The 17552-nt window shown below is 52.1% G+C and carries 20 protein-coding genes; 11 read left to right on the top strand and 9 right to left on the bottom strand.

Going from position 1 to position 17552, the window contains the following annotated elements; genetic code table 11:
* Positions 1-52: 52 nt before the first annotated feature.
* A complete protein-coding gene (locus tag ABD960_RS10845; protein ID WP_345331173.1) occupies positions 53-2761 on the bottom strand; it encodes a substrate-binding domain-containing protein in 2709 nt (902 codons plus the stop codon).
* Positions 2762-3501: 740 nt separating this feature from the next.
* Here ABD960_RS10845 and ABD960_RS10840 point away from each other — a divergent pair.
* Positions 3502-4485 carry an alpha/beta hydrolase fold domain-containing protein gene (locus tag ABD960_RS10840; RefSeq protein ID WP_345331172.1) on the top strand — a complete coding sequence of 328 codons (984 nt, stop codon included), beginning with the start codon at positions 3502-3504 and terminating at the stop codon, positions 4483-4485.
* 65 nt (positions 4486-4550) lie between these two features.
* Positions 4551-5357 (top strand): SDR family oxidoreductase, encoded by an 807-nt coding sequence (locus ABD960_RS10835; protein WP_345331171.1) that lies wholly within the window; start codon positions 4551-4553, stop codon positions 5355-5357.
* 73 nt (positions 5358-5430) lie between these two features.
* On the opposite strand, the gene ABD960_RS10830 is transcribed toward ABD960_RS10835, so the two are convergent.
* The 8 genes from ABD960_RS10830 to ABD960_RS10800 form a co-directional block, all read right to left on the bottom strand.
* The gene (locus tag ABD960_RS10830; RefSeq protein ID WP_345331170.1) at positions 5431-5961 is read right to left on the bottom strand and encodes a Rossmann-fold NAD(P)-binding domain-containing protein; all 531 of its coding nucleotides are present in this window, start codon (positions 5959-5961) and stop codon (positions 5431-5433) included.
* A gap of 90 nt (positions 5962-6051) precedes the next feature.
* The gene (locus ABD960_RS20995) at positions 6052-6246 is read right to left on the bottom strand and encodes an NmrA family NAD(P)-binding protein (protein WP_425563469.1); all 195 of its coding nucleotides are present in this window, start codon (positions 6244-6246) and stop codon (positions 6052-6054) included.
* A 57-nt stretch (positions 6247-6303) separates the two neighbouring features.
* Complete coding sequence (locus tag ABD960_RS10825; protein ID WP_345331169.1) at positions 6304-6705, bottom strand: Pycsar system effector family protein; 402 nt, start codon at positions 6703-6705, stop codon at positions 6304-6306.
* A gap of 11 nt (positions 6706-6716) precedes the next feature.
* Positions 6717-7481 (bottom strand): hypothetical protein, encoded by a 765-nt coding sequence (locus tag ABD960_RS10820; protein ID WP_345331168.1) that lies wholly within the window; start codon positions 7479-7481, stop codon positions 6717-6719.
* A 117-nt stretch (positions 7482-7598) separates the two neighbouring features.
* The gene (locus ABD960_RS10815) at positions 7599-8462 is read right to left on the bottom strand and encodes an SDR family oxidoreductase (RefSeq protein ID WP_345331167.1); all 864 of its coding nucleotides are present in this window, start codon (positions 8460-8462) and stop codon (positions 7599-7601) included.
* Positions 8463-8538: 76 nt separating this feature from the next.
* A complete protein-coding gene (locus ABD960_RS10810; RefSeq protein ID WP_345331166.1) occupies positions 8539-9108 on the bottom strand; it encodes a Crp/Fnr family transcriptional regulator in 570 nt (189 codons plus the stop codon).
* Positions 9109-9178: 70 nt separating this feature from the next.
* Positions 9179-10159: a zinc-dependent alcohol dehydrogenase family protein gene (locus tag ABD960_RS10805; RefSeq protein ID WP_345331165.1), complete on the bottom strand. Its 981-nt coding sequence runs from the start codon at positions 10157-10159 to the stop codon at positions 9179-9181.
* A gap of 198 nt (positions 10160-10357) precedes the next feature.
* Positions 10358-10723 carry a winged helix-turn-helix transcriptional regulator gene (locus tag ABD960_RS10800; RefSeq protein WP_345331164.1) on the bottom strand — a complete coding sequence of 122 codons (366 nt, stop codon included), beginning with the start codon at positions 10721-10723 and terminating at the stop codon, positions 10358-10360.
* A gap of 101 nt (positions 10724-10824) precedes the next feature.
* Between ABD960_RS10800 and ABD960_RS10795 the strand changes: the two genes are divergently transcribed.
* The 9 genes from ABD960_RS10795 (at position 10825) to ABD960_RS10755 (ending at position 17395) form a co-directional block, all read left to right on the top strand.
* Entirely contained in the window at positions 10825-11568 is a 744-nt protein-coding gene (locus ABD960_RS10795) for an SDR family oxidoreductase (RefSeq protein ID WP_345331163.1), read from the top strand.
* A 124-nt stretch (positions 11569-11692) separates the two neighbouring features.
* Positions 11693-12082 (top strand): RidA family protein, encoded by a 390-nt coding sequence (locus ABD960_RS10790; RefSeq protein WP_345331162.1) that lies wholly within the window; start codon positions 11693-11695, stop codon positions 12080-12082.
* 262 nt (positions 12083-12344) lie between these two features.
* Entirely contained in the window at positions 12345-12929 is a 585-nt protein-coding gene (locus tag ABD960_RS10785) for a Crp/Fnr family transcriptional regulator (protein WP_345331161.1), read from the top strand.
* A gap of 539 nt (positions 12930-13468) precedes the next feature.
* Positions 13469-13702 (top strand): (4Fe-4S)-binding protein, encoded by a 234-nt coding sequence (locus tag ABD960_RS10780; protein WP_345331160.1) that lies wholly within the window; start codon positions 13469-13471, stop codon positions 13700-13702.
* Complete coding sequence (locus tag ABD960_RS10775) at positions 13702-14004, top strand: GNAT family N-acetyltransferase (RefSeq protein WP_345331159.1); 303 nt, start codon at positions 13702-13704, stop codon at positions 14002-14004. The genes ABD960_RS10780 and ABD960_RS10775 overlap by 1 nt, the downstream gene beginning before the upstream one ends.
* Positions 14001-14468 carry an OsmC family protein gene (locus ABD960_RS10770; protein ID WP_345331158.1) on the top strand — a complete coding sequence of 156 codons (468 nt, stop codon included), beginning with the start codon at positions 14001-14003 and terminating at the stop codon, positions 14466-14468. Before ABD960_RS10775 ends, ABD960_RS10770 begins: the two co-directional genes overlap by 4 nt.
* 109 nt (positions 14469-14577) lie before the next feature.
* Complete coding sequence (locus ABD960_RS10765) at positions 14578-16182, top strand: Na+/H+ antiporter (protein ID WP_345331157.1); 1605 nt, start codon at positions 14578-14580, stop codon at positions 16180-16182.
* A gap of 30 nt (positions 16183-16212) precedes the next feature.
* Positions 16213-17061: an alpha/beta fold hydrolase gene (locus ABD960_RS10760; protein WP_345331156.1), complete on the top strand. Its 849-nt coding sequence runs from the start codon at positions 16213-16215 to the stop codon at positions 17059-17061.
* Between the two features lie 37 nt (positions 17062-17098).
* On the top strand, positions 17099-17395 hold the full coding sequence (locus ABD960_RS10755; protein WP_345331155.1) for a hypothetical protein: 297 nt from the start codon (positions 17099-17101) through the stop codon (positions 17393-17395).
* Positions 17396-17552 lie beyond the last annotated feature (157 nt).

The following is a 17552-nucleotide window of genomic DNA, read 5'->3' as shown; positions in this document are numbered from 1 at the left end:
AACAAGAAAGGCCGGATGAACCGGCCTTAAATAAGTTTTATTATGGTAGGTGTTAAACCTGCGTTTTTCGCTTATACTCGCTGGGAGTACAATTGTATTTGCCTTTAAAAACGGTAGCGAAGTAGTTAGGGTTTGAAAAGCCTACGGCGTAGGTAATTTCTGCAATGGTCATGTCCTCGTTAAGCAGCAGGTAGGTGGCTTTTTTCAGTCGACGGTTTAAAATATAATCGGTAATGCTGCAACCCAGCAGGGCCTTTACCTTACGATATAATTGTATGCGCGATACGCCTATCACCTTACATATATCATCAACACTAAACTGATCGTTAGCCAGGTTTTGCTCCACAATACCGGCAAAGTCATTCAGGAATTTCTTATCTATCTGCCTTGAACCTGATGCTCGTTCAAGCGGGGTAATGTCGCTGGTAAACCTGTCCTTAAGCAGGCGGCGGTTATACAGCAGGTTGTTCACGCTGGCCTGTAAATACTCCATATTAAATGGTTTGGTAATATACAAATCGGCCATGGCGTTAATGCCCGATATTTGCTGCTCCATGCTGCCCTGCGCTGTTAACAGTATGATAGGTATATGCGATGTACGCACATCCGATTTCAATTTCTCGCACAACGTTTTGCCCGATATTTCAGGTAAAACCACGTCAGAAAGTATCAGATCGGGCACCAGCTCATAAGCCTTGGTTATGGCATCGGTGCCGCTGGTGGCTGTGAACACCTCATAGCTTACCGAAAACTTATCGGCCAGGTAATCCAGTAGTTCGGCATTGTCTTCAACTATAAGTATTGAGTGCTGTTTAGGCTCCTCAAATGGACTTTTATCCATAACCTTAACCGGCTCCTTAATATCAGCGTTATAAATGGCCGAGCGTATTTCCATGCCAGCCCAGTTGCCCGGCAGTACAGATCGTTCCTCGTCGTTTAAATGAGCGTTGCCCAAGGGCAGACTTACGGTAAAGGTACTGCCATGCCATTTTTCGCTGGTTACGTTAATGTGGCCATGATGCAGGGCTACTATTTCTTTTGACAACGAAAGGCCAATACCCGAGCCATTCAGTGGCATGTGATCACTTTGATAAAAATGATCGAATACGAGCTTTAATTCCTCGGTGCTCATGCCCACGCCGGTATCCTGTACATCAACCTCAACATGGTCAGCCAGCCGGGTTATCTTAACCTTGATGCGTCCCTTTTCGCAGGTAAACTTTATGGCGTTAGCCAGCAGGTTAAAAAACACCTTTTCGAGCATGGCGGCATCAAACCAGCATTTTATATCACTTTCTGCCGATGATATGGTGAGCGATATATGCTGCTTCTGCGCATGCATCCTAAAGTTATCAACCACATCGCGCACAAAAGCTACAAGGTTACCCTCCGCGGTTTTGATGGATTGTTTATCGTATTCTATCTTACGGTAATCAATTATCTGGTTTACCATGCGCAGCAGGCGGTGACTGTTCTGGTGTATCAGGCGCATGCTTTTGCCTTCCATCGCCATCAGTTTCTGGTTGTTCATCATATCCTGCAAGGGCGATAGTATCAGCGTTAGCGGCGTACGAAACTCGTGCGATACATTGGTAAAAAAGTTTAGCTTAGCCTCGGTAGCCACCTCAGCCTTGGCCGACATTTCAAGCAATTGATTTCGCTGTAAAAGTATCTCCTCATTCTTGGCGTTAAGGCTTTTGTTGATCTTCCGGTTTTCATTCAGCGAATAAAACGCAAGCCCACCCGAAATAACGGTTAACACCAGCGCAATTACGATGACATCGAGTACTATCTGCTGGTTGTTGTAGATGTTCTGCTGTTCGGCTATCAGCGTTTGCTGACGCTCAATATCCTTTTGCTGATTTTGTACTTTATCCCATTGCAGGTTCATGAGCTGTACGTTGGCCGAGTCGATCACTAATGATTTAAGGATGTTCTCGCGCGCGAAGGGTTCATTGTTTAATATTTTAAAGGCGGTAGCTATGGCTTCCTTACCACCGGTAGGGTAAAGCACACTGGCATCAATAACTTTGTTCGCAATCATTTGTAAACCGCCACCTTGCCCCGGCAGCGCATCAACTCCTACAATGCGTGCCTTTAATGGTTGATGTAATGCTTTAAACGATTCGCTTACGCCTGACGCCATAACATCATTATGAGCAAATACGGCGTCAATTTTTGGTAGTTCGTTCTTGATGCGTGCCAGTTGCCGGCGCGTGTTTGGTTTTAGCCAGTCGCCATAAACCTTGGTTGCAATACGTACATCCGGAAATTGCTTCAATCCATCCCTGAAACCCCTGTCGCGTTCAATAGCAGGCGATGAGCCGGGCAGGCCCATTACCTCTAAAACCGATGTTTTTCCTTTTAAGGTAGATCCTAAATACTCACCGGCCATTTTGCCCAACTGATAGTTATCGGCCCCAACATAGGCGGTGTAAAGTGTTGATGCAGTTTTGCGGTCAATAATAATAACAGGGATGCCTTTATTATAAACCTCTTCCACAATTTCGGTAAGCGGCTGAGCTTCATTAGGCGATATAATCAATATGTCGATGCCCTGCTTCAGCATCTTTTTTACCTGTGCGATTTGCCTGCTGCTGCTATTTTGAGCGTCGGTATAAATAAATTTGGTGCCGGGGTGTAACGATAGCTCGATTTTCACCTCCTCGAGCATCGTCTTTCGCCAAAGGTCTGAACCTACGCATTGCGAAAACCCAATTTTGTAAGTAGCAAGCTCTTTTTTATGATTGCAACTTTCCATCAATGTCACCATCATAAACGCCCCTAATAAATTTAATACGCGGAAAAGACTTTTGATGTGAGACATATGAAGGATACAACTGACGTTTTACGAAGGATGCTTTAAATAATAAAATTAAAAAAAAAACCATAAACCTATAGACCGCAGATTTAGTCTCTTCTACAATCGGGCCAATTAAAAGTAGGATTTCTAGCCGCAGTGCATCGAGGCAATTGATAGCTATTTTATAATTTGAATTGAGCTTAGACGTAATAGTGGTCACCACACTGCTGCTCAAGGCATCGATAGCAGCAGCTATAAATCGGGCATCCAATTTACTCGCAACCCGCAACCGCTGTGAAAATTACTTCGAAAATAAAATGTAGCTTTGGGTGGTATCACTTTTGCAGATTTAGTGCTTAATACTGTGAGTTCGCTAACGTCGTTAGAGCAACTAACCACATCCACAAGCTATCACTCATCATTAAAGTATATTTACACGCAAAAAATCAATCCCCCAAATCAGAATTTTCCCAAGTGGCGCGAAGTCCTAACCTGATGGCTCAACAGAAAGGAGCGCATCTTCGAAACGTTTGAGCAACATAGCTCACAAAGGAATGGGGATACTTGCCACACTACGCGGCAGATTCTAATTGGACGCAATAGTTACTGCTGATCCGGCTACAAAAATCAGCAGTTCGGCTAATCTGCCGCCGGGCGCTGGCCGGTATATTTGTGAGGAGTACCTCAGTACAGGACGAATGCAATCACAGAACGAGAACAATCCGCCTTCGGGCAGCTCAGCTTACCGCCCGGACCCGGGATACAAGGATGTATTTGCCCGAACCGGCGGTACATCGGCCTTCGGCACTGCGCCCGGCGACTGGCAGGCGATGCGAAAAGCTGGTAACAAGGCCATGGAAGCGCTGGCCGGACAGGCACCGCAATATCCGGATATCAGAACCGAAACCTTTACTACCGCCGCGGAAGACGGCACCCCGCTTACCCGTCACTACTTCTATAAAGACGGAATACAGCCGTGCTCGGCTATCATTTACGCACACGGCGGCGCAATGATCATGGGCAGCGTCAGTCTCTTCCACTCTCTTATCGCACAGCATGTCAGCGGTACGGGTGTGCCATTCCTCGCGGTGGAATACCGTAAAGCACCTGACGAAGCGAGGGGAACGACGCTTGCCGGCGACCTCTGTTCGGGACTTCAATGGCTGATCCAAAACGCGGCTAAATTCGGTATCGATGCAGCGCGTATCGCTCTGATGGGCCACAGCGCCGGCGGCGGACTGGCCGCCGGCGCGGCGATCCTGGCCAGAGAAAAAAAATTAAAGGTCGCCATGCAACTGCTGATCTACCCGATGCTGGACGACCGGAACACCGATACGGAAAATGACGCGGCTGTGCAGCCCTACCTGACCTTCACCCATGAAGACAATTATACAGGCTGGAGCGCCCTTCTGGGCGACCGGGTCGGCACAGCACACGTTTTGCCCGTTGAAGCGCCGGCACGCTTAACAGACTTTGCCGGGCTGGCACCTGCCTATATCGAGACCGGTGAACTGGATATCTTCAGGAATGAGTCCATCGCATATGCCCTGGACCTTTCGAAAGCCGGCGTGCCTGTTGAATTTCACCTGCATCGTGGCGTGCCCCACGGTTATGACAACGTTCCCTCAGCGATCACAGAACGTGCGCTTGCCGACCGCTTCCGGGTGATCCGTTCGCTGTGACAACTGACGAATACCGAAACCTAATGACCAGACAAACAGTTACAGAACATAAAAACCACACTACCATGAAAAAGACCATATTCATTACAGGCGCCTCGACCGGCATGGGCCAGGCGACTGCCAGATTCTTTCAGCAAAAAGGCTGGCGCGTGATCGCGACGATGCGTGACCCCGGTAAAGACAAGGAGTTGTCCTTACTCGAGAACGTAACGCTGCTGCCCCTTGATGTGACCGATCCCGGGCAGATCAAAAGCACGGTCGCGCAAGCCATTGCCCTGCATCCCGTCGACGTGGTATTCAATAATGCCGGTTACGGCTTGATCGGCGTGCTGGAGTCGTTGAGCGACGAGCAGATCATGCGACAGCTGAACACCAATCTGATGGGCGTGATCCGGGTCACCCAGGCTTTCATCCCGCATTTCCGGGAAAGGAAGAGCGGCGTGTTCATCAGCACGACCTCAATGGGCGGATTGCTGGCCTTTCCGCTGTATTCCATTTACCACGCCGCCAAATTCGGCGTACAGGGCTGGTCGGAAAGCATGTCCTTCGAACTGGGCCTTCATAATATCCGGATCAAGACGGTCGCGCCCGGTGCGGTGCTCACGGATTTCCTGAGCCGTTCACTTGACAAGAGCAGTCATCCGGCCTACAAGGAACTGGAAGATAAATTATTCGCGGCATCGGAAAGTATGCTGTCGCAGGGCGTACCACCCGAAAAGATTGCCGAGGTCGTTTATGAGGCGGCCACAGACGATAAAGACCAGATTACTTACCTGGCCACACCGGATGCCAAAGCGGCTTATGAACGCCGGCTGGAGATCGGGGCCGAGGCATCCCGTAAGGAGATCCGCCAGCAGATCCTGGGTAGCTGATTACGGCAGATCACACACCTTCACTCAGGCTACCAGGCAACATGTAAAATATATTCGCGGTATCATGCAGGCCCTAAAAGCCTGCATGCTGCTTTTCCCAGATATTCTTTGATCCCGGGCGGTTCTGCCGGTAGTTTCGGATAGCCCGTACCGGAAACATTTTCCGCAAAAAGCCATCTTCCCTGCGCTTCGAGAAACCGGCGCATCGCAAAGAACCGCGGCCAGAAGATGCGGAGACCAGACCGAATTGTGCCTGATAGGAAAAGTGCCGGTCGCCGGCCAGCCCGGACAGCATCGCAGCCAGTTCGTTTCCGGTGACCAGATCACCGGCCAACACCTGTTTGGTGCCCTTATAAGTGTCCGGCGCATCGAAGAGCCAGGCTGCAGAGATCCCGATGTCCTGCAGCGCGATATAGGGTACCCGCGCGTCAGCGCCGAAGCGTCCCTTGATCACCTTGCCGCTGACCTTGAGCAGTTGCGAACCGATATGCTCCATGTATAATGCCGGCAGGATGATCATCGTGCCCGGCAGGTATTTCCTGAACAGCTCTTTCAAAACCAGTTTGCTGTCGATCCAGGGAACGCCCGAGGGGCTGCCCGTCAAGTTGATAACGGGCTGTAAACGACATGGGGAACACCGGCCTCCAGACAAGCCCAGACGATGTTCTTGCCTTGTCTCATCTCCGCGCCGGTGTCAAAGACCCCCGCGCTCATACGACCGGGGCTGGGTGACCGCGAAAACGCCATCGCAGGCATTCCGGAGTGATGCCATATCCGAGAGATCGGCCTGTACCACTTCGGCACCCGAAGCGGCAAGCGCCTCAGCCGCATCAGTATCCGGATCCCTGGTCAGGGCGGTGACCGACCAGCAGCCGCTACCGCGCCCCACTGGTTTCCCGTGGCTCCGCAGACGACTATTTTATTGCTTTGCATATCCTGTAATTAATTATAAATCATCTGGTGGCGATAAAGAAGGCGATGATGGAAACGGCAAGCCCACCGATAAAGGCCATATAGGCATAGGACAGATACGTGAATTTTTATTCAGCACCTTACGCACATTGAACACCTCTTTATAGATCTCGTTATAGACCTGCTGCTTTCCGCCTTTCAACAGGCTGTCGAGCTGTGCCGAATAGGTATTGAAATCGGCATCCCGGAATTCAAAGCCTACCAGATCGAAACTTCCGAAGAAAAAGGTCTGGTAGCTCTGCGAGTCCTTGTTCTGGCTATAGGAATTTCGTTGCGGCCGGCTCGCAAGAATGCTCAGCAGGATCGTAACGAAGGCGACACCGAGGATCAGGAAGATCGGCACGATCAGCATCGGGTACTTTTCCGTGCGGCTCATTGTAAAGCCGATCACGACGGAAATAATAATAGAGTTGAGTGGATCAGCAATCCCGCCTTGGAATCTGCCACATCGACCAGTTTGACGTAATTCCGGAAAGCAATCTTGAACATGTCCTCGGTCTCCTTGTCCGGCATGACCGCAGCGCCATGTTTGCCGGTGGCGGATGTTGCCACAGCCGCTGTACCGCTTAAGGACCTTGTTCTGGTTCCTGGCCATATCCTCCGCGTAATGCCGTTTGGCATAGTCGGTAAACAATGCTCACCGGAAAACTCGTCGCGTACTTTTTCCAGAATGACCAGTTTATCGAAATGCTCGGTATTCAGCCGGTTCATTTCCTCTTGGAGATACTGGATATGCATGAACATGTCGTCCATGCCAAGGCGGTAATCAAGGGCATCCCAGACCACCTTTTCAACGAGGTTCGCGGGTGCTTCAGCGCGGATGTGGCGGTCGATCATTCCGCGAACGACCGCTTGCTCTTGCTGGGGGTAACCGGCCTGCTGCGCGAAATCGGCAAGCAGCCGAAACGGTGTGTCTTCGCGCACCATGATTTTGGTCACGCCTGCGAAACGGAAAAGGGAGGCGAGCAGCGCATTGCCGAGCTCATAGCCGCCAAGCTGCTCATCTTTAGCAATCTTGAGGCATTCTTCCGCCAGCCGCCTGCAGATCGACAGACCATAACTGAAGTTGAGTTCGGAGAACGATTTATAGTAGCTGCCGAGATAAACCAGCGCAGATTCATAAATTTTGATGACGTTCTTCCTGTCGTTCATATTATGCAGTGTTTGATACAAAAGTCGTCAAGGGTATGCCGAAAACCTGCAACCCGGTGCCAAAGCGACACCGGGTTGCAGATCAGTACGGAATAAGATATAAGGCGATGACCTGGATCAGGCTAACAGCTCTTTAAGCCCGTAAGCTTCCATGGTCTTGTCAAATTCCGCCTGTGTGGCTTCGTTGATGGCACTGATGAACTGCCCGGTCGTCGGGTCGACGACAGTCCTCACCGGCCTTTCGCCCTTCGGCATGCCGATAAGTTTTACCACCGCATCGGCGATGTACTGCGGGTCCGGTTTATGGGTTTCGAAAAGCTGGCCGATAGCACCGAATATCTTGCTCGGATATTCTTCCAGCGCTTTATACCCATCACCCGCCGCGGTGTCCGCGCCGGTCTGTGTTTTGGTGCCCATTTCCGTCGGAAAGCCGCCCGGTTCAACGATGACAGCATCCACGCCTAAGGGTCTGAGTTCGTAAAAAAGTCCTTCGCTCAGGCCTTCCAGGGCGAACTTAGAAGCGCAGTACATGGTAAAGAACGGGAAGCTTACCCTGCCGAAACCGCTGGTCACGTTGATGATCAGCCCTTCGGACCGCTCACGCATTCCGGGTAAAGCCAGTTTCATCAGCCGCCAGGGGCCGACCACGTTGATGTCCAGCATACGCTGCAGATCGGCAGCCGTGGAGGTCTCGCCGACGCCGAACATGCTTGCGCCCGCATTATTGACCAGTACATCGACCTTTCCTTCCGCAGCGATTACGCTTTCGAAGGCTTTCTTCACACTGGCTTCATCAGTTACCTCTAGGTCTACCACGGTGACGTTCTCTACGCCTGACAGCTCACGGGCCTTCTCGGCGTTCTTGCCCGTTGTATCTCTCATGGTGGCATATACCTTATGCCCCAGTGCGGCAACGCTTTTCGCGGTCAGCCAGCCGAAACCGCTGTTGGTTCCGGTGATCAGTACGACTTTATTACTCATTTTTTTACAAGTTAGACATTTTTACAAATCTTGGGATTTGGCCGCCAAAACTGCTTACCATATGGTAAAAAATGAGTTAACGCAGATTTTTTCTGATCCTGCTCAGCGATTGCTGGGTGACGCCGATATAGGAAGCGACGTAAGCCAGCGGGATACGGGTCGCCAGTGCGGGAAAACTTTCCAGGAATACCAGGTAGCGCTCCGTGGCCTCGCTGGAAACCATTTTGCTGCGTCTCATTAAGGATTCGTCTAGGCATTTTTTAACCATCTGGGTCTCGATGTTCCGCCAGTTCACAATGGTCGCCAGCAGATCGTCCCAGTCCTCTTTGGTGAATACGAGCAATTTGCAATCGGTAACCGTCTGGACGTATTCGGATGAAATGATCTGCGCTTCGAACCTGGGGAAATCTGTGACAAACTGGCCTTCTCCGACGAAATAATGGGTGACCTCCTGACCTTTATTATTGTAGTAGCAGAAGCGCAGCACCCCTTCGAGAATATAGGCGACCTGCTTCGGCACCTTGCCCGCTTCGGAAAAGTAGGTCTCTTTGGGAAGTTTAAGAAGTTTGGCTTTGCTGGTGACCAGTTCCGCCTGCTGTTCGTTCAGTGTATCAAATCGCTGTAAATAATCAAGGAGTTCTTTCATGTATAAAGATCACAATAATATCAGGCGAAAAATTTATCATATGGTAAAAAAAATAATAGTGCTAACTCGCTCAGACAAGGATCACCTTGCCCGGCCGGCCGGATGACCGGGACCGCCGTATCGCGGCAGCGAAATCGTCCAGGGCGAAAGCTTCATCCGCACGGAGCTCCAGCGATCCGTCGGCAAGCAGCCCGAACAGTTCCCCGACGAAAGCGGCTTTCCGCTCATAACTGTTGCCGCTGAGCCAGTGAAGGCTCGTGTACCCGGAGACGGTCAGTTTTTTGCTAATGAACAGCATTGGATCTACGCTAACGGGCTGTTTGGAAAGATCGGAAAACAGGATCATCCGTCCGCCGAAACCGAGTGTGGCTGCCGCCTGCGTGCCGGTAATTCCGCCGACGGGATCGATCACGGCGCTCGTACCGGAGCCTTTCGTCAGATGGCGGGTGATCACCATGATATCTTCCTTTTGTGTATTGATGATGTGTTCCGCACCCATGGCCCGCATCTGCTCCGCCGCAATCCGGTCCCTGACCACGTTGATCAGTTTGAATTTGAATATCCGCGAGAACTGGACCAGCAACTGGCCAACGTTCATCGACGCTCCCGTATTCAGCACCCACTGGCCTTCGCGAATGTCCAATACGTCCCTGATGATCGCCAGGCAGGTCAGCGGGTTAACAATCAGGCAGGCCTGCGTGTCGCTTATGGCGTCGGGAACGGGAATGAATTTGTCGGGCGCGCCGGTGACAAGGTCCTGCCAGGTTCCGGGCAGGTCGACAGGTGTCGGGATCACCCGCTGACCGGTCCTGAAAATAGCGGCCCCGTCCGGGACATGTTCAACGATGCCTACGCCTTCAAAGCCGGGTACGACAGGCTGTCCGGGCTGCCGGTCACCACCGCTAATCAGCGCCAGTTCATAGGGATTGACCGGCCGCCGGAGCATCCGTACAAGAAGTTCGCCTTCTTTTACTGCGGGCACCGGTGCCTCTTCGACCCGGAGTACCTCTTCCGGTTTGCCGTACCGGTCAAAGACCAATCTTCTATTCATGCTGCCATTAATTTATTCGCACACAAAATTAGCTGGTGTACAGGAACATGGATGAGCCGGACCGCTGTTTTTTGTATCCTTATCGGGTCTGGAACGCAGATCGGCATCTTTTGCTCCTAACTTTGTTTGCGAGCTGTCATACGCCCGTGGATGCCAAGCGCCTGCCGGTCAGACCGGCAGGACAGGCAAAGCCGCTGGTCAGGCGACCTCTGCGACGGCGGAGCGTTCACCGACGATTACCTGACGGTGTTTTGCGCCCCACATGGCCAGATCCCGGATGATGTCCTGCAGCGACCAGCCGTAATCGGTCAGGTTATATTCGACGGTTACGGGCTGCCGGTCCAGGACCGTCCGTTTGATCAGCTTGTTCAGCTCCAGTTCTTTAAGTTCTTTGCTGAGTTGCTTATTGGAGATGCCGTCCAGGTCGCTCAGGATGTCCGAGAACCTGCGTTTGTTGTAATAACACATCGTTGAAAGGATGGATATTTTCCATTTCCCGCTCAGGACGTCCATCGCATCATGAATCGCCATGATATCTGTTTTGTGACAAATCTGTTCCGCCATAAGTTACTTGGTTACTCGAAATATACTGTTACTTTTAGTTACAAAGTTAATAAAGTATATTTTGTTTACATAATTTTGCAACCATATTAAAACATAAAACAATGAATTTCACAGGCAAGAATGTTATTATAACCGGCGGAAGCCAGGGTATCGGCTTCGCGACCGCACAAGCCTTCATCAAGGCAGGTGCACAGGTACTTATCACCGGCAGAAATGCAGGCGGACTTAAGAAAGCGGCGGATAAGATCGGCAGCCCAAACCTGCAGACAGCAGTAGCCGACACGTCGAATCTTGACGGCATAGCCGCGCTGGAAAAGGCGGTGGCTGATAGCGGCAAAACCGTGGACGTATTGTACCTCAATGCGGCTATCGCCGTTTTCGCACCAATTGAACATGTGAGTGAAAGCGATTTCGACGCGCAGTTCAACACGAACGTGAAAGGCCCTTTCTTTACACTGCAGAAACTGATCCCGCATTTAGCGACCGGCGCGTCCGTGATCATGACCTCCTCAGGCGTAGCAACCGCTGCCAGCTTCGCGGGCAGCGTTTATTCGGCGACCAAGGCGGCACTCAACAAGATCGCGGATGTCGCGGTAAATGAGTTGGCGGAGAGAAAGATACGTGTCAATGTCGTCAGCCCGGGACCGATCCAGACTCCCGGATTGCTATCCGTGGCAACGGCCGAAGTTCAGGCCTACCTGGCTTCAAAAAGCGCGTTGCAGCGTCTGGGTAACGCCGAAGAGGTCGCCAATACCGTGCTGTTCCTAGCATCTGACGGGGCGGCCTACATCAACGGAGCGGATATCGCGGTAGACGGCGGATCGATCCAGTATATGCTGAAATAAAACGTTTGGTCAGCCCTGATCGCCAGATGGCCGGAGCAGATATGCTTTCAGCCATCCGGCGTATACGGCTGCCGATTAGACGCCGCTGCTCATCAATGCATTGTTATATCTAAAGAACAACAATATGGAAAAAAGAGAGATCAACCCATGGACCTGGCAGGACGATCGCAATTACGTCCAGGCAGTTGAGGTCAAAAACGTTCAAAGCACGCTGTACTGTGCCGGGCAGGCGGCGGTACATCCGGACGGCAGGTCCAGCGACGCGGACATGAAAACGCAGCTGCTGCTGGCCATCAGTAACCTCGAAACGGTCATCCGGGAATCCGGCTACGAACTGAAGAATATTGTCAGGCTGAATGTTTACACGACGTCGAACGATGAGTTTCTTCCGCATTTCGATATCCTGAAAGAGTGGATAGCTAACAACCGCATCAGGCAGGCGCTGACGCTCTTCCACGTGACCAATCTGTTTGAGACCCTAAAGGTGGAGCTTGAAGCGACCGCGGTCAAATAGGTCGCCGTCCACTGATCCGGATCAAATTTCACCGGCCGGCAAGCTTTCTTGTCCAGCCGGTCCTCGCACTAAATAACACTATTCCCTTTGCCGGCTACTTTCTTCTTTAGACCCGCCTGTAGGTCGATGCATACAACATTCTGATTTACAAAGCCTTATCGCTACCGGGTTCTGCTACCTTTGGCGAAACCTCCATTTCTCGTATATTTATACGTTAATTAAGATCATTACTGCATCCAAATAAACGATACGCGAGGTCAATATGTATGAAGCTTTCTTTTCTTATCTCGGCAAATTCAGTGATTCGGCCCTCTCCGAATCGGAAAAGGACCTGATGAAGCGAACCTTCGTACCTCACCGGTTGAAAAAGAAGCAATATCTACTGCAGGCAGGTGATCACTGCAAGAATTTCGCTTTTATCGTCAAAGGCGCGATGCGAATGTACTCAGCGGATGAAAAGGGTTTTGACCACATCGTCCGGCTGGGTGTGGAGAACTGGTGGATGGGTGACCGGGAAAGCTGGTCCATGGCCCAGCCCAGCCGTTACCACATTGACGCCTGGGAAGATTGCGACCTGCTGTATATCACCCGGGAGGGTTCGATGGACTTGCAGAAGCAGGTGCCCGCATTCTGCGAGATGAAACTCCAGCTGGACGAACGCAATCACATTGCCAATAACCGCAGACTGACCTCTGCGATCAGCGAGACCGCTGAACAGCGCTATCTGCATTTTGCCGAATGCTATCCTGAGCTTAAGCAACGTTTTCCTCAGCATATCATTGCTTCCTATCTCGGCATCAATAAAGATACCCTGAGCCGGATCCGGCGACAGCTGATCAGAAGATAGCGCATGGCTTTCCCGGTTATATTATGCCCGGTCATTCTTTCTTACTTGACTGAGCGGAATTCCCGCGCTCGCCCTTAAGGCCAGTGTCTTTCCAAACAGGCGTTGTGCACGCGTCGTAGCATACCTTTCCGGCAATCTCTAGCCTGACATTAACTGTCCTTCATGAACGGGCGGGCTTTCCAACGTCCGATCGGGATACATAAAACAGCGATCTGGTTATTCCGCCCAAAATGCACCGCCTTTAAATTTGTCAGCTACCGCGCAGGCCGTAACCGGTCGTGGAACGGGACCAGCGTCAGTGAGGTCCGTCTGGACGCGCCTGAACGGAGTTTTTCAGACCTGAACCTTTCCGCCGCAGCTGATCCACGACCCGATCCGAGTCGAAAAGGTAGACATAGGTCTACTTCTTTTAACGACACAGGTCGTCGTTGTGATCATATGCGGGTTTGGAAATTTGGAAACGGCTCGCCGCGGTATCGTCAGGACCCTTGATGCCTGCAGCTTGCCTGATTGTAACAAACATTGACCTGTGACCGAAGATGAAAACACATGAATACCCCAACGGGGAAATAACGATCCTCTGGAAACCTGAACTATGTATCCATGCGGCCGTCTGTGTGCGGACGCTGCCGGATATTTACGACCCTAAACGCCGCCCCTGGATCCGGCCAGAGAACGCGAGCAGCCGGCAGCTGACCGATCAGGTCGCCAAATGCCCCTCGGGCGCACTGAGCATCAAAGAAAGCACGCTAACGAACCCAAAAGAAATATGATGGAAGATACCAAAGTTGTTTTTACTGACCATGTCCACGGTGAGGTACAGATATTTTCCGGCGACCGGCCCGCCGGCAAAATGAACCTGGCGATGACGGGCGGAAGGCTCGCGGTCTTCCATACAGAAGTATATCCTGAATTCAAGGGCCGCGGTTTGGCGAAGGCCATGCTTGAACGCCTTGTCGCTTACGCGCGGGAGAAAAAAGTGACGATCATTCCGCTATGCCCGTTCGTCAACGGGCAGTTCCACCGCGACCCCGAGATCTATGAAGATGTATGGAATAAAGACTGGCATAGATGAAATACCTGCTTGAATATCCGGTCAGAGGGATCATCGGCAGTGATCGATTCCTGACCTCCATTCACTGGCGGAACGGCATGCTGATCACGGACGAACCCGAAAAGCTTGGCGGCAGGGACCTCGGGCCTGACCCTTACACGCTGCTGCTGTCGTCGCTGATCTCCTGTACACTGGCGACCCTGAGAATGTACGCTGACCATAAAGCGATCCCGCTGCCGGAGATCGAGGTAACGGCGAACATGTACCAGCGCATCGGCAATGACGGCACCGTCATGCAGATCGAACGCGAGATTGTGATCCCCGGATCTGCGGATGAGGAGCTCCGGCAAAGGCTGATCCGCATAGCCGAGAGCTGTCCGGTTTCCAGGATCCTTAAAGGGAACATCAGGATCTCGACCAGCCTTCGGGACGGCGAAACGACGGAGGCTATGGCCCCGGCCGTCCGGGACCGGGAGACTGACTGAAACAGAAAATTAATTACGCGGCGCAGGTAAGCGTGCTTGCGCACTGAACAGAATATCATGGTCGACGAGACGGTTTTCGAAGCGGGCGATCAACATAAAGATAATAACGATGCATGAAGAGCTGCTGCTGATCCTGGGAATGTTGTTCGTTGTCATGCTGTTGGTTATGCTGGCACAGAAAGTAAAGATCGCTTACCCGATCTTTCTGGTCCTGGCAGGCCTTGGCATCGGCTTTCTGCCAGGCATTCCGGCACTCAAGCTGGACCCTGAAATGATCTTTCTCATTTTCCTGCCGCCGTTATTGTACGAGGCAGCCTGGTATACGTCCTGGAAGGATTTCAAGCGATGGAAGAACGCAATTGCCCTGCTCGCCTTCGGACTGGTGCTTATCACGTCCGTCGCGGTCGCCTATGCCACGAGCTATTTTACACCGGGCTTCACGCCGGCCACAGGCTTCCTGCTGGGCGGCATTGTGTCGCCTCCGGACGCGGTAGCGGCGACGACGGTGCTGAAGGGACTTAAAGTACCGCGCCGCACCAATACCATACTCGAAGGAGAAAGCCTGGTCAACGATGCTTCCTCCCTGATCGTCTTCCGTTTCGCGCTCGCTGCCGTTCTGACCGGAGCTTTCTCCCTGCAGCAGGCGACGGGGCAGTTCTTTGTCGTCGCCGGTATGGGTGTGGTCACCGGCCTGATCGGTGCGCATATCATGTATGCTGTTCATCGTTTCCTGCCGACCACCGCTGCAATCGATGCAACACTGACGGTCATGACGCCCTATATCTTATTCCTCGCCGCCGAACATTTTCATTTTTCGGGCGTGATGGCCGTAGTGAGCGGCGGCCTGTTCATGTCGTTCCGTGCGCACGAGATCTTCAGGACCGGGGCCACCCGGGTCAACATGGTGAGCGTCTGGCATACGCTCATTTTTGTTATGAATGCGCTCGTGTTCATTCTCATCGGCCTGGATCTCTCCGAAATCGTGCGGGGACTGGGGAGCCTGTCCATGACCGAAGCTTTGAAATACGGCGTTCTGACGAGTGTCAGCGTGATACTGATCAGACTGGTTTGGGTATTTCTGACCGCGCAGGTTCCCCTACTGTTCAGCAAAGCGAAGCAGCAGGCCCCTTCGCCAGGTTGGAAGAACCCGCTGATCATCGGCTGGGCGGGCATGCGCGGGGTCGTTTCCCTGGCGACTGCCTTATCGATCCCCCTATACCTGAATGACGGCAAGGCATTCCCGAACCGTGATCTCATCATCTTCATAACCTTCGTGGTGATCTTCATAACGCTCGTTTTCCAGAGTCTGACACTGCCAGGCATCATCAGGCTGACGGCTATCGCGGAGATCGATCCGGTTCTGCCGGAACATGAACAGCATGCCGGCATCAGACTGCGGCTGGACACGGTCGCTTTGCAGCACCTTAACGCCAGACATGCGGCGGCGAGCAGCAACAGCCTGCTTAAAGCTTACGCCCAGAAACTACAGCAGGCCATAGCGGGACATCGACAATACCTGGGCTCTGTCGAGGTCTGTACCAGTCATGACTCAGAGCGGGAACAATTTCAGGACGTCATGGCCGATATTTATAGCCGGCAGCGCCAGGAACTTTTCAAAATGAAGAATGAAAAGACCTATACCGACGAAGCGATACGCAAGGCGGAACACCTACTGGATATCAATGACCTGAGAATCGCTGAGAATACATTATAACTTTAATTCACATCAACCCAAATAAACATCATGAAAGACACACTTTACGAACAAAACCCGGAAAACAGAAAGGAATTCATCAAAGTCGCACCGAATGTGCGTCTTCACGTCACCGATATCGGAGAGGGAAAACCGCTGGTTCTGATCCACGGCTGGCCTTTAAGCGATGCCATGTATGAGTACCAGTATCAGTATTTTGTTGAGCGCGGCGTCCGCGTGATAGGCATCACCCTGCGCGGTTTCGGCAGATCCGGCAAACCGTTCGGCCGGTATGATTACGAAGTGTATGCCGCTGACATCAAAGCCGTCCTGGAGAAACTTGATATCCGGGACGCCGTTCTCGGCGGCTTCTCCATGGGCGGCGCGGTATCTGTTCAATTCGTGAGCCGATATCCGGGAGAGCACATCAGTAAGCTGGCTCTTTTCGGCGCGGCGGCACCGATCTGGACACAACGGCCGGACTTCCCGTTCAACATCACCCGGGAAGCTGCCCAGGAACTGATCGACCTGAGTCGTGCGGACCGGCCGAAACTTTACGAGGAGTTCGGTAAGATATTTCCGGCCAGCAACACTTCCGTCTCAGCGGGTATGGCGGCCTGGCTCGGCACGATCAACTGGGAAGCGTCGCCTTATGCGGTCACGCAGTCGCTGATCGCCTTGAAGGATACGGACCTTCGGTCACAGCTCTCGACGATTAATATCCCGACCGTGATCTTTCACGGAAGGTTCGACAAGATCTGCAGCTTTCAGCTGGCAGAGCAGATGCACCAGGCGATCAAAGGATCCGAACTTGTGCCCTTTGACCACAGCGGACATGCGCTTTTCATCGAAGAAGCCGAAAAATTCAATCAGGAACTCGAAGAATTTATCCTCAGTTGAGGCAGTCGCTTGATTCCATCAACTATGCAATACGAACATGAGTAAGAAGAAAGAACAGGTCAGATATCTTAAGAAAAGCTTTGCCGCCGCGCTCAGCGCCTTTAAGCGGGAAAAAGACAAACAAAAGCGAAAAGAGGCCTTTGAATTCCTTTCAGGGAGGATGGCCGAATTCAGAACGTGCGGCCGGGATACCGAGGATGCTACAAAGCTTCAGCCTGGCTCAGGAAGCGGCGGCGGGAATGGTCCGGCGGGGAACTTAGTGCCTTCACCTGCGCTGGTGGAGGAGATCCGCTCAGAACACCGGCATGAACCGGCGCCTGAAGGAGCCTCATGAGGACCGCGATAACGACGGAGCATCGACATAGGTCTATAACTTTTATAGGTTTATGTCGACGTGCTGTTTCGGCGGTAAGCGGGAGATTTGCAGAAACAAGCGGCACACGCCCCAGGCAAAACCAGGACAAGGGTTTTGTCCTGCGGATCTTTGCCCA

The organism is Mucilaginibacter defluvii, assembly GCF_039543225.1.
Lineage (GTDB): Bacteria > Bacteroidota > Bacteroidia > Sphingobacteriales > Sphingobacteriaceae > Mucilaginibacter > Mucilaginibacter defluvii.
The sequence above is the reverse complement of the archived record's forward strand: the minus strand, read 5'-3'. Positions and strand labels throughout refer to the sequence as shown.

Bases quoted from the DNA above. Each gene is read 5' to 3' on its own strand.
- ABD960_RS10760 (WP_345331156.1), top strand. From the start codon at position 16,213: ATGAAAGACACACTTTACGAACAAAACCCGGAAAACAGAAAGGAATTC.
- ABD960_RS10785 (WP_345331161.1), top strand. From the start codon at position 12,345: ATGTATGAAGCTTTCTTTTCTTATCTCGGCAAATTCAGTGATTCGGCC.
- ABD960_RS10815 (WP_345331167.1), bottom strand. From the start codon at position 8,462: ATGAGTAATAAAGTCGTACTGATCACCGGAACCAACAGCGGTTTCGGC.
- ABD960_RS10810 (WP_345331166.1), bottom strand. From the start codon at position 9,108: ATGAAAGAACTCCTTGATTATTTACAGCGATTTGATACACTGAACGAA.
- ABD960_RS10805 (WP_345331165.1), bottom strand. From the start codon at position 10,159: ATGAATAGAAGATTGGTCTTTGACCGGTACGGCAAACCGGAAGAGGTA.
- ABD960_RS10795 (WP_345331163.1), top strand. From the start codon at position 10,825: ATGAATTTCACAGGCAAGAATGTTATTATAACCGGCGGAAGCCAGGGT.
- ABD960_RS10780 (WP_345331160.1), top strand. From the start codon at position 13,469: ATGAAAACACATGAATACCCCAACGGGGAAATAACGATCCTCTGGAAA.
- ABD960_RS10800 (WP_345331164.1), bottom strand. From the start codon at position 10,723: ATGGCGGAACAGATTTGTCACAAAACAGATATCATGGCGATTCATGAT.
- ABD960_RS10755 (WP_345331155.1), top strand. From the start codon at position 17,099: ATGAGTAAGAAGAAAGAACAGGTCAGATATCTTAAGAAAAGCTTTGCC.
- ABD960_RS10825 (WP_345331169.1), bottom strand. From the start codon at position 6,705: ATGAGCCGCACGGAAAAGTACCCGATGCTGATCGTGCCGATCTTCCTG.
- ABD960_RS10845 (WP_345331173.1), bottom strand. From the start codon at position 2,761: ATGGAAAGTTGCAATCATAAAAAAGAGCTTGCTACTTACAAAATTGGG.
- ABD960_RS10820 (WP_345331168.1), bottom strand. From the start codon at position 7,481: ATGAACGACAGGAAGAACGTCATCAAAATTTATGAATCTGCGCTGGTT.
- ABD960_RS10840 (WP_345331172.1), top strand. From the start codon at position 3,502: ATGCAATCACAGAACGAGAACAATCCGCCTTCGGGCAGCTCAGCTTAC.
- ABD960_RS10775 (WP_345331159.1), top strand. From the start codon at position 13,702: ATGGAAGATACCAAAGTTGTTTTTACTGACCATGTCCACGGTGAGGTA.
- ABD960_RS10835 (WP_345331171.1), top strand. From the start codon at position 4,551: ATGAAAAAGACCATATTCATTACAGGCGCCTCGACCGGCATGGGCCAG.
- ABD960_RS10765 (WP_345331157.1), top strand. From the start codon at position 14,578: ATGCATGAAGAGCTGCTGCTGATCCTGGGAATGTTGTTCGTTGTCATG.
- ABD960_RS10770 (WP_345331158.1), top strand. From the start codon at position 14,001: ATGAAATACCTGCTTGAATATCCGGTCAGAGGGATCATCGGCAGTGAT.
- ABD960_RS10790 (WP_345331162.1), top strand. From the start codon at position 11,693: ATGGAAAAAAGAGAGATCAACCCATGGACCTGGCAGGACGATCGCAAT.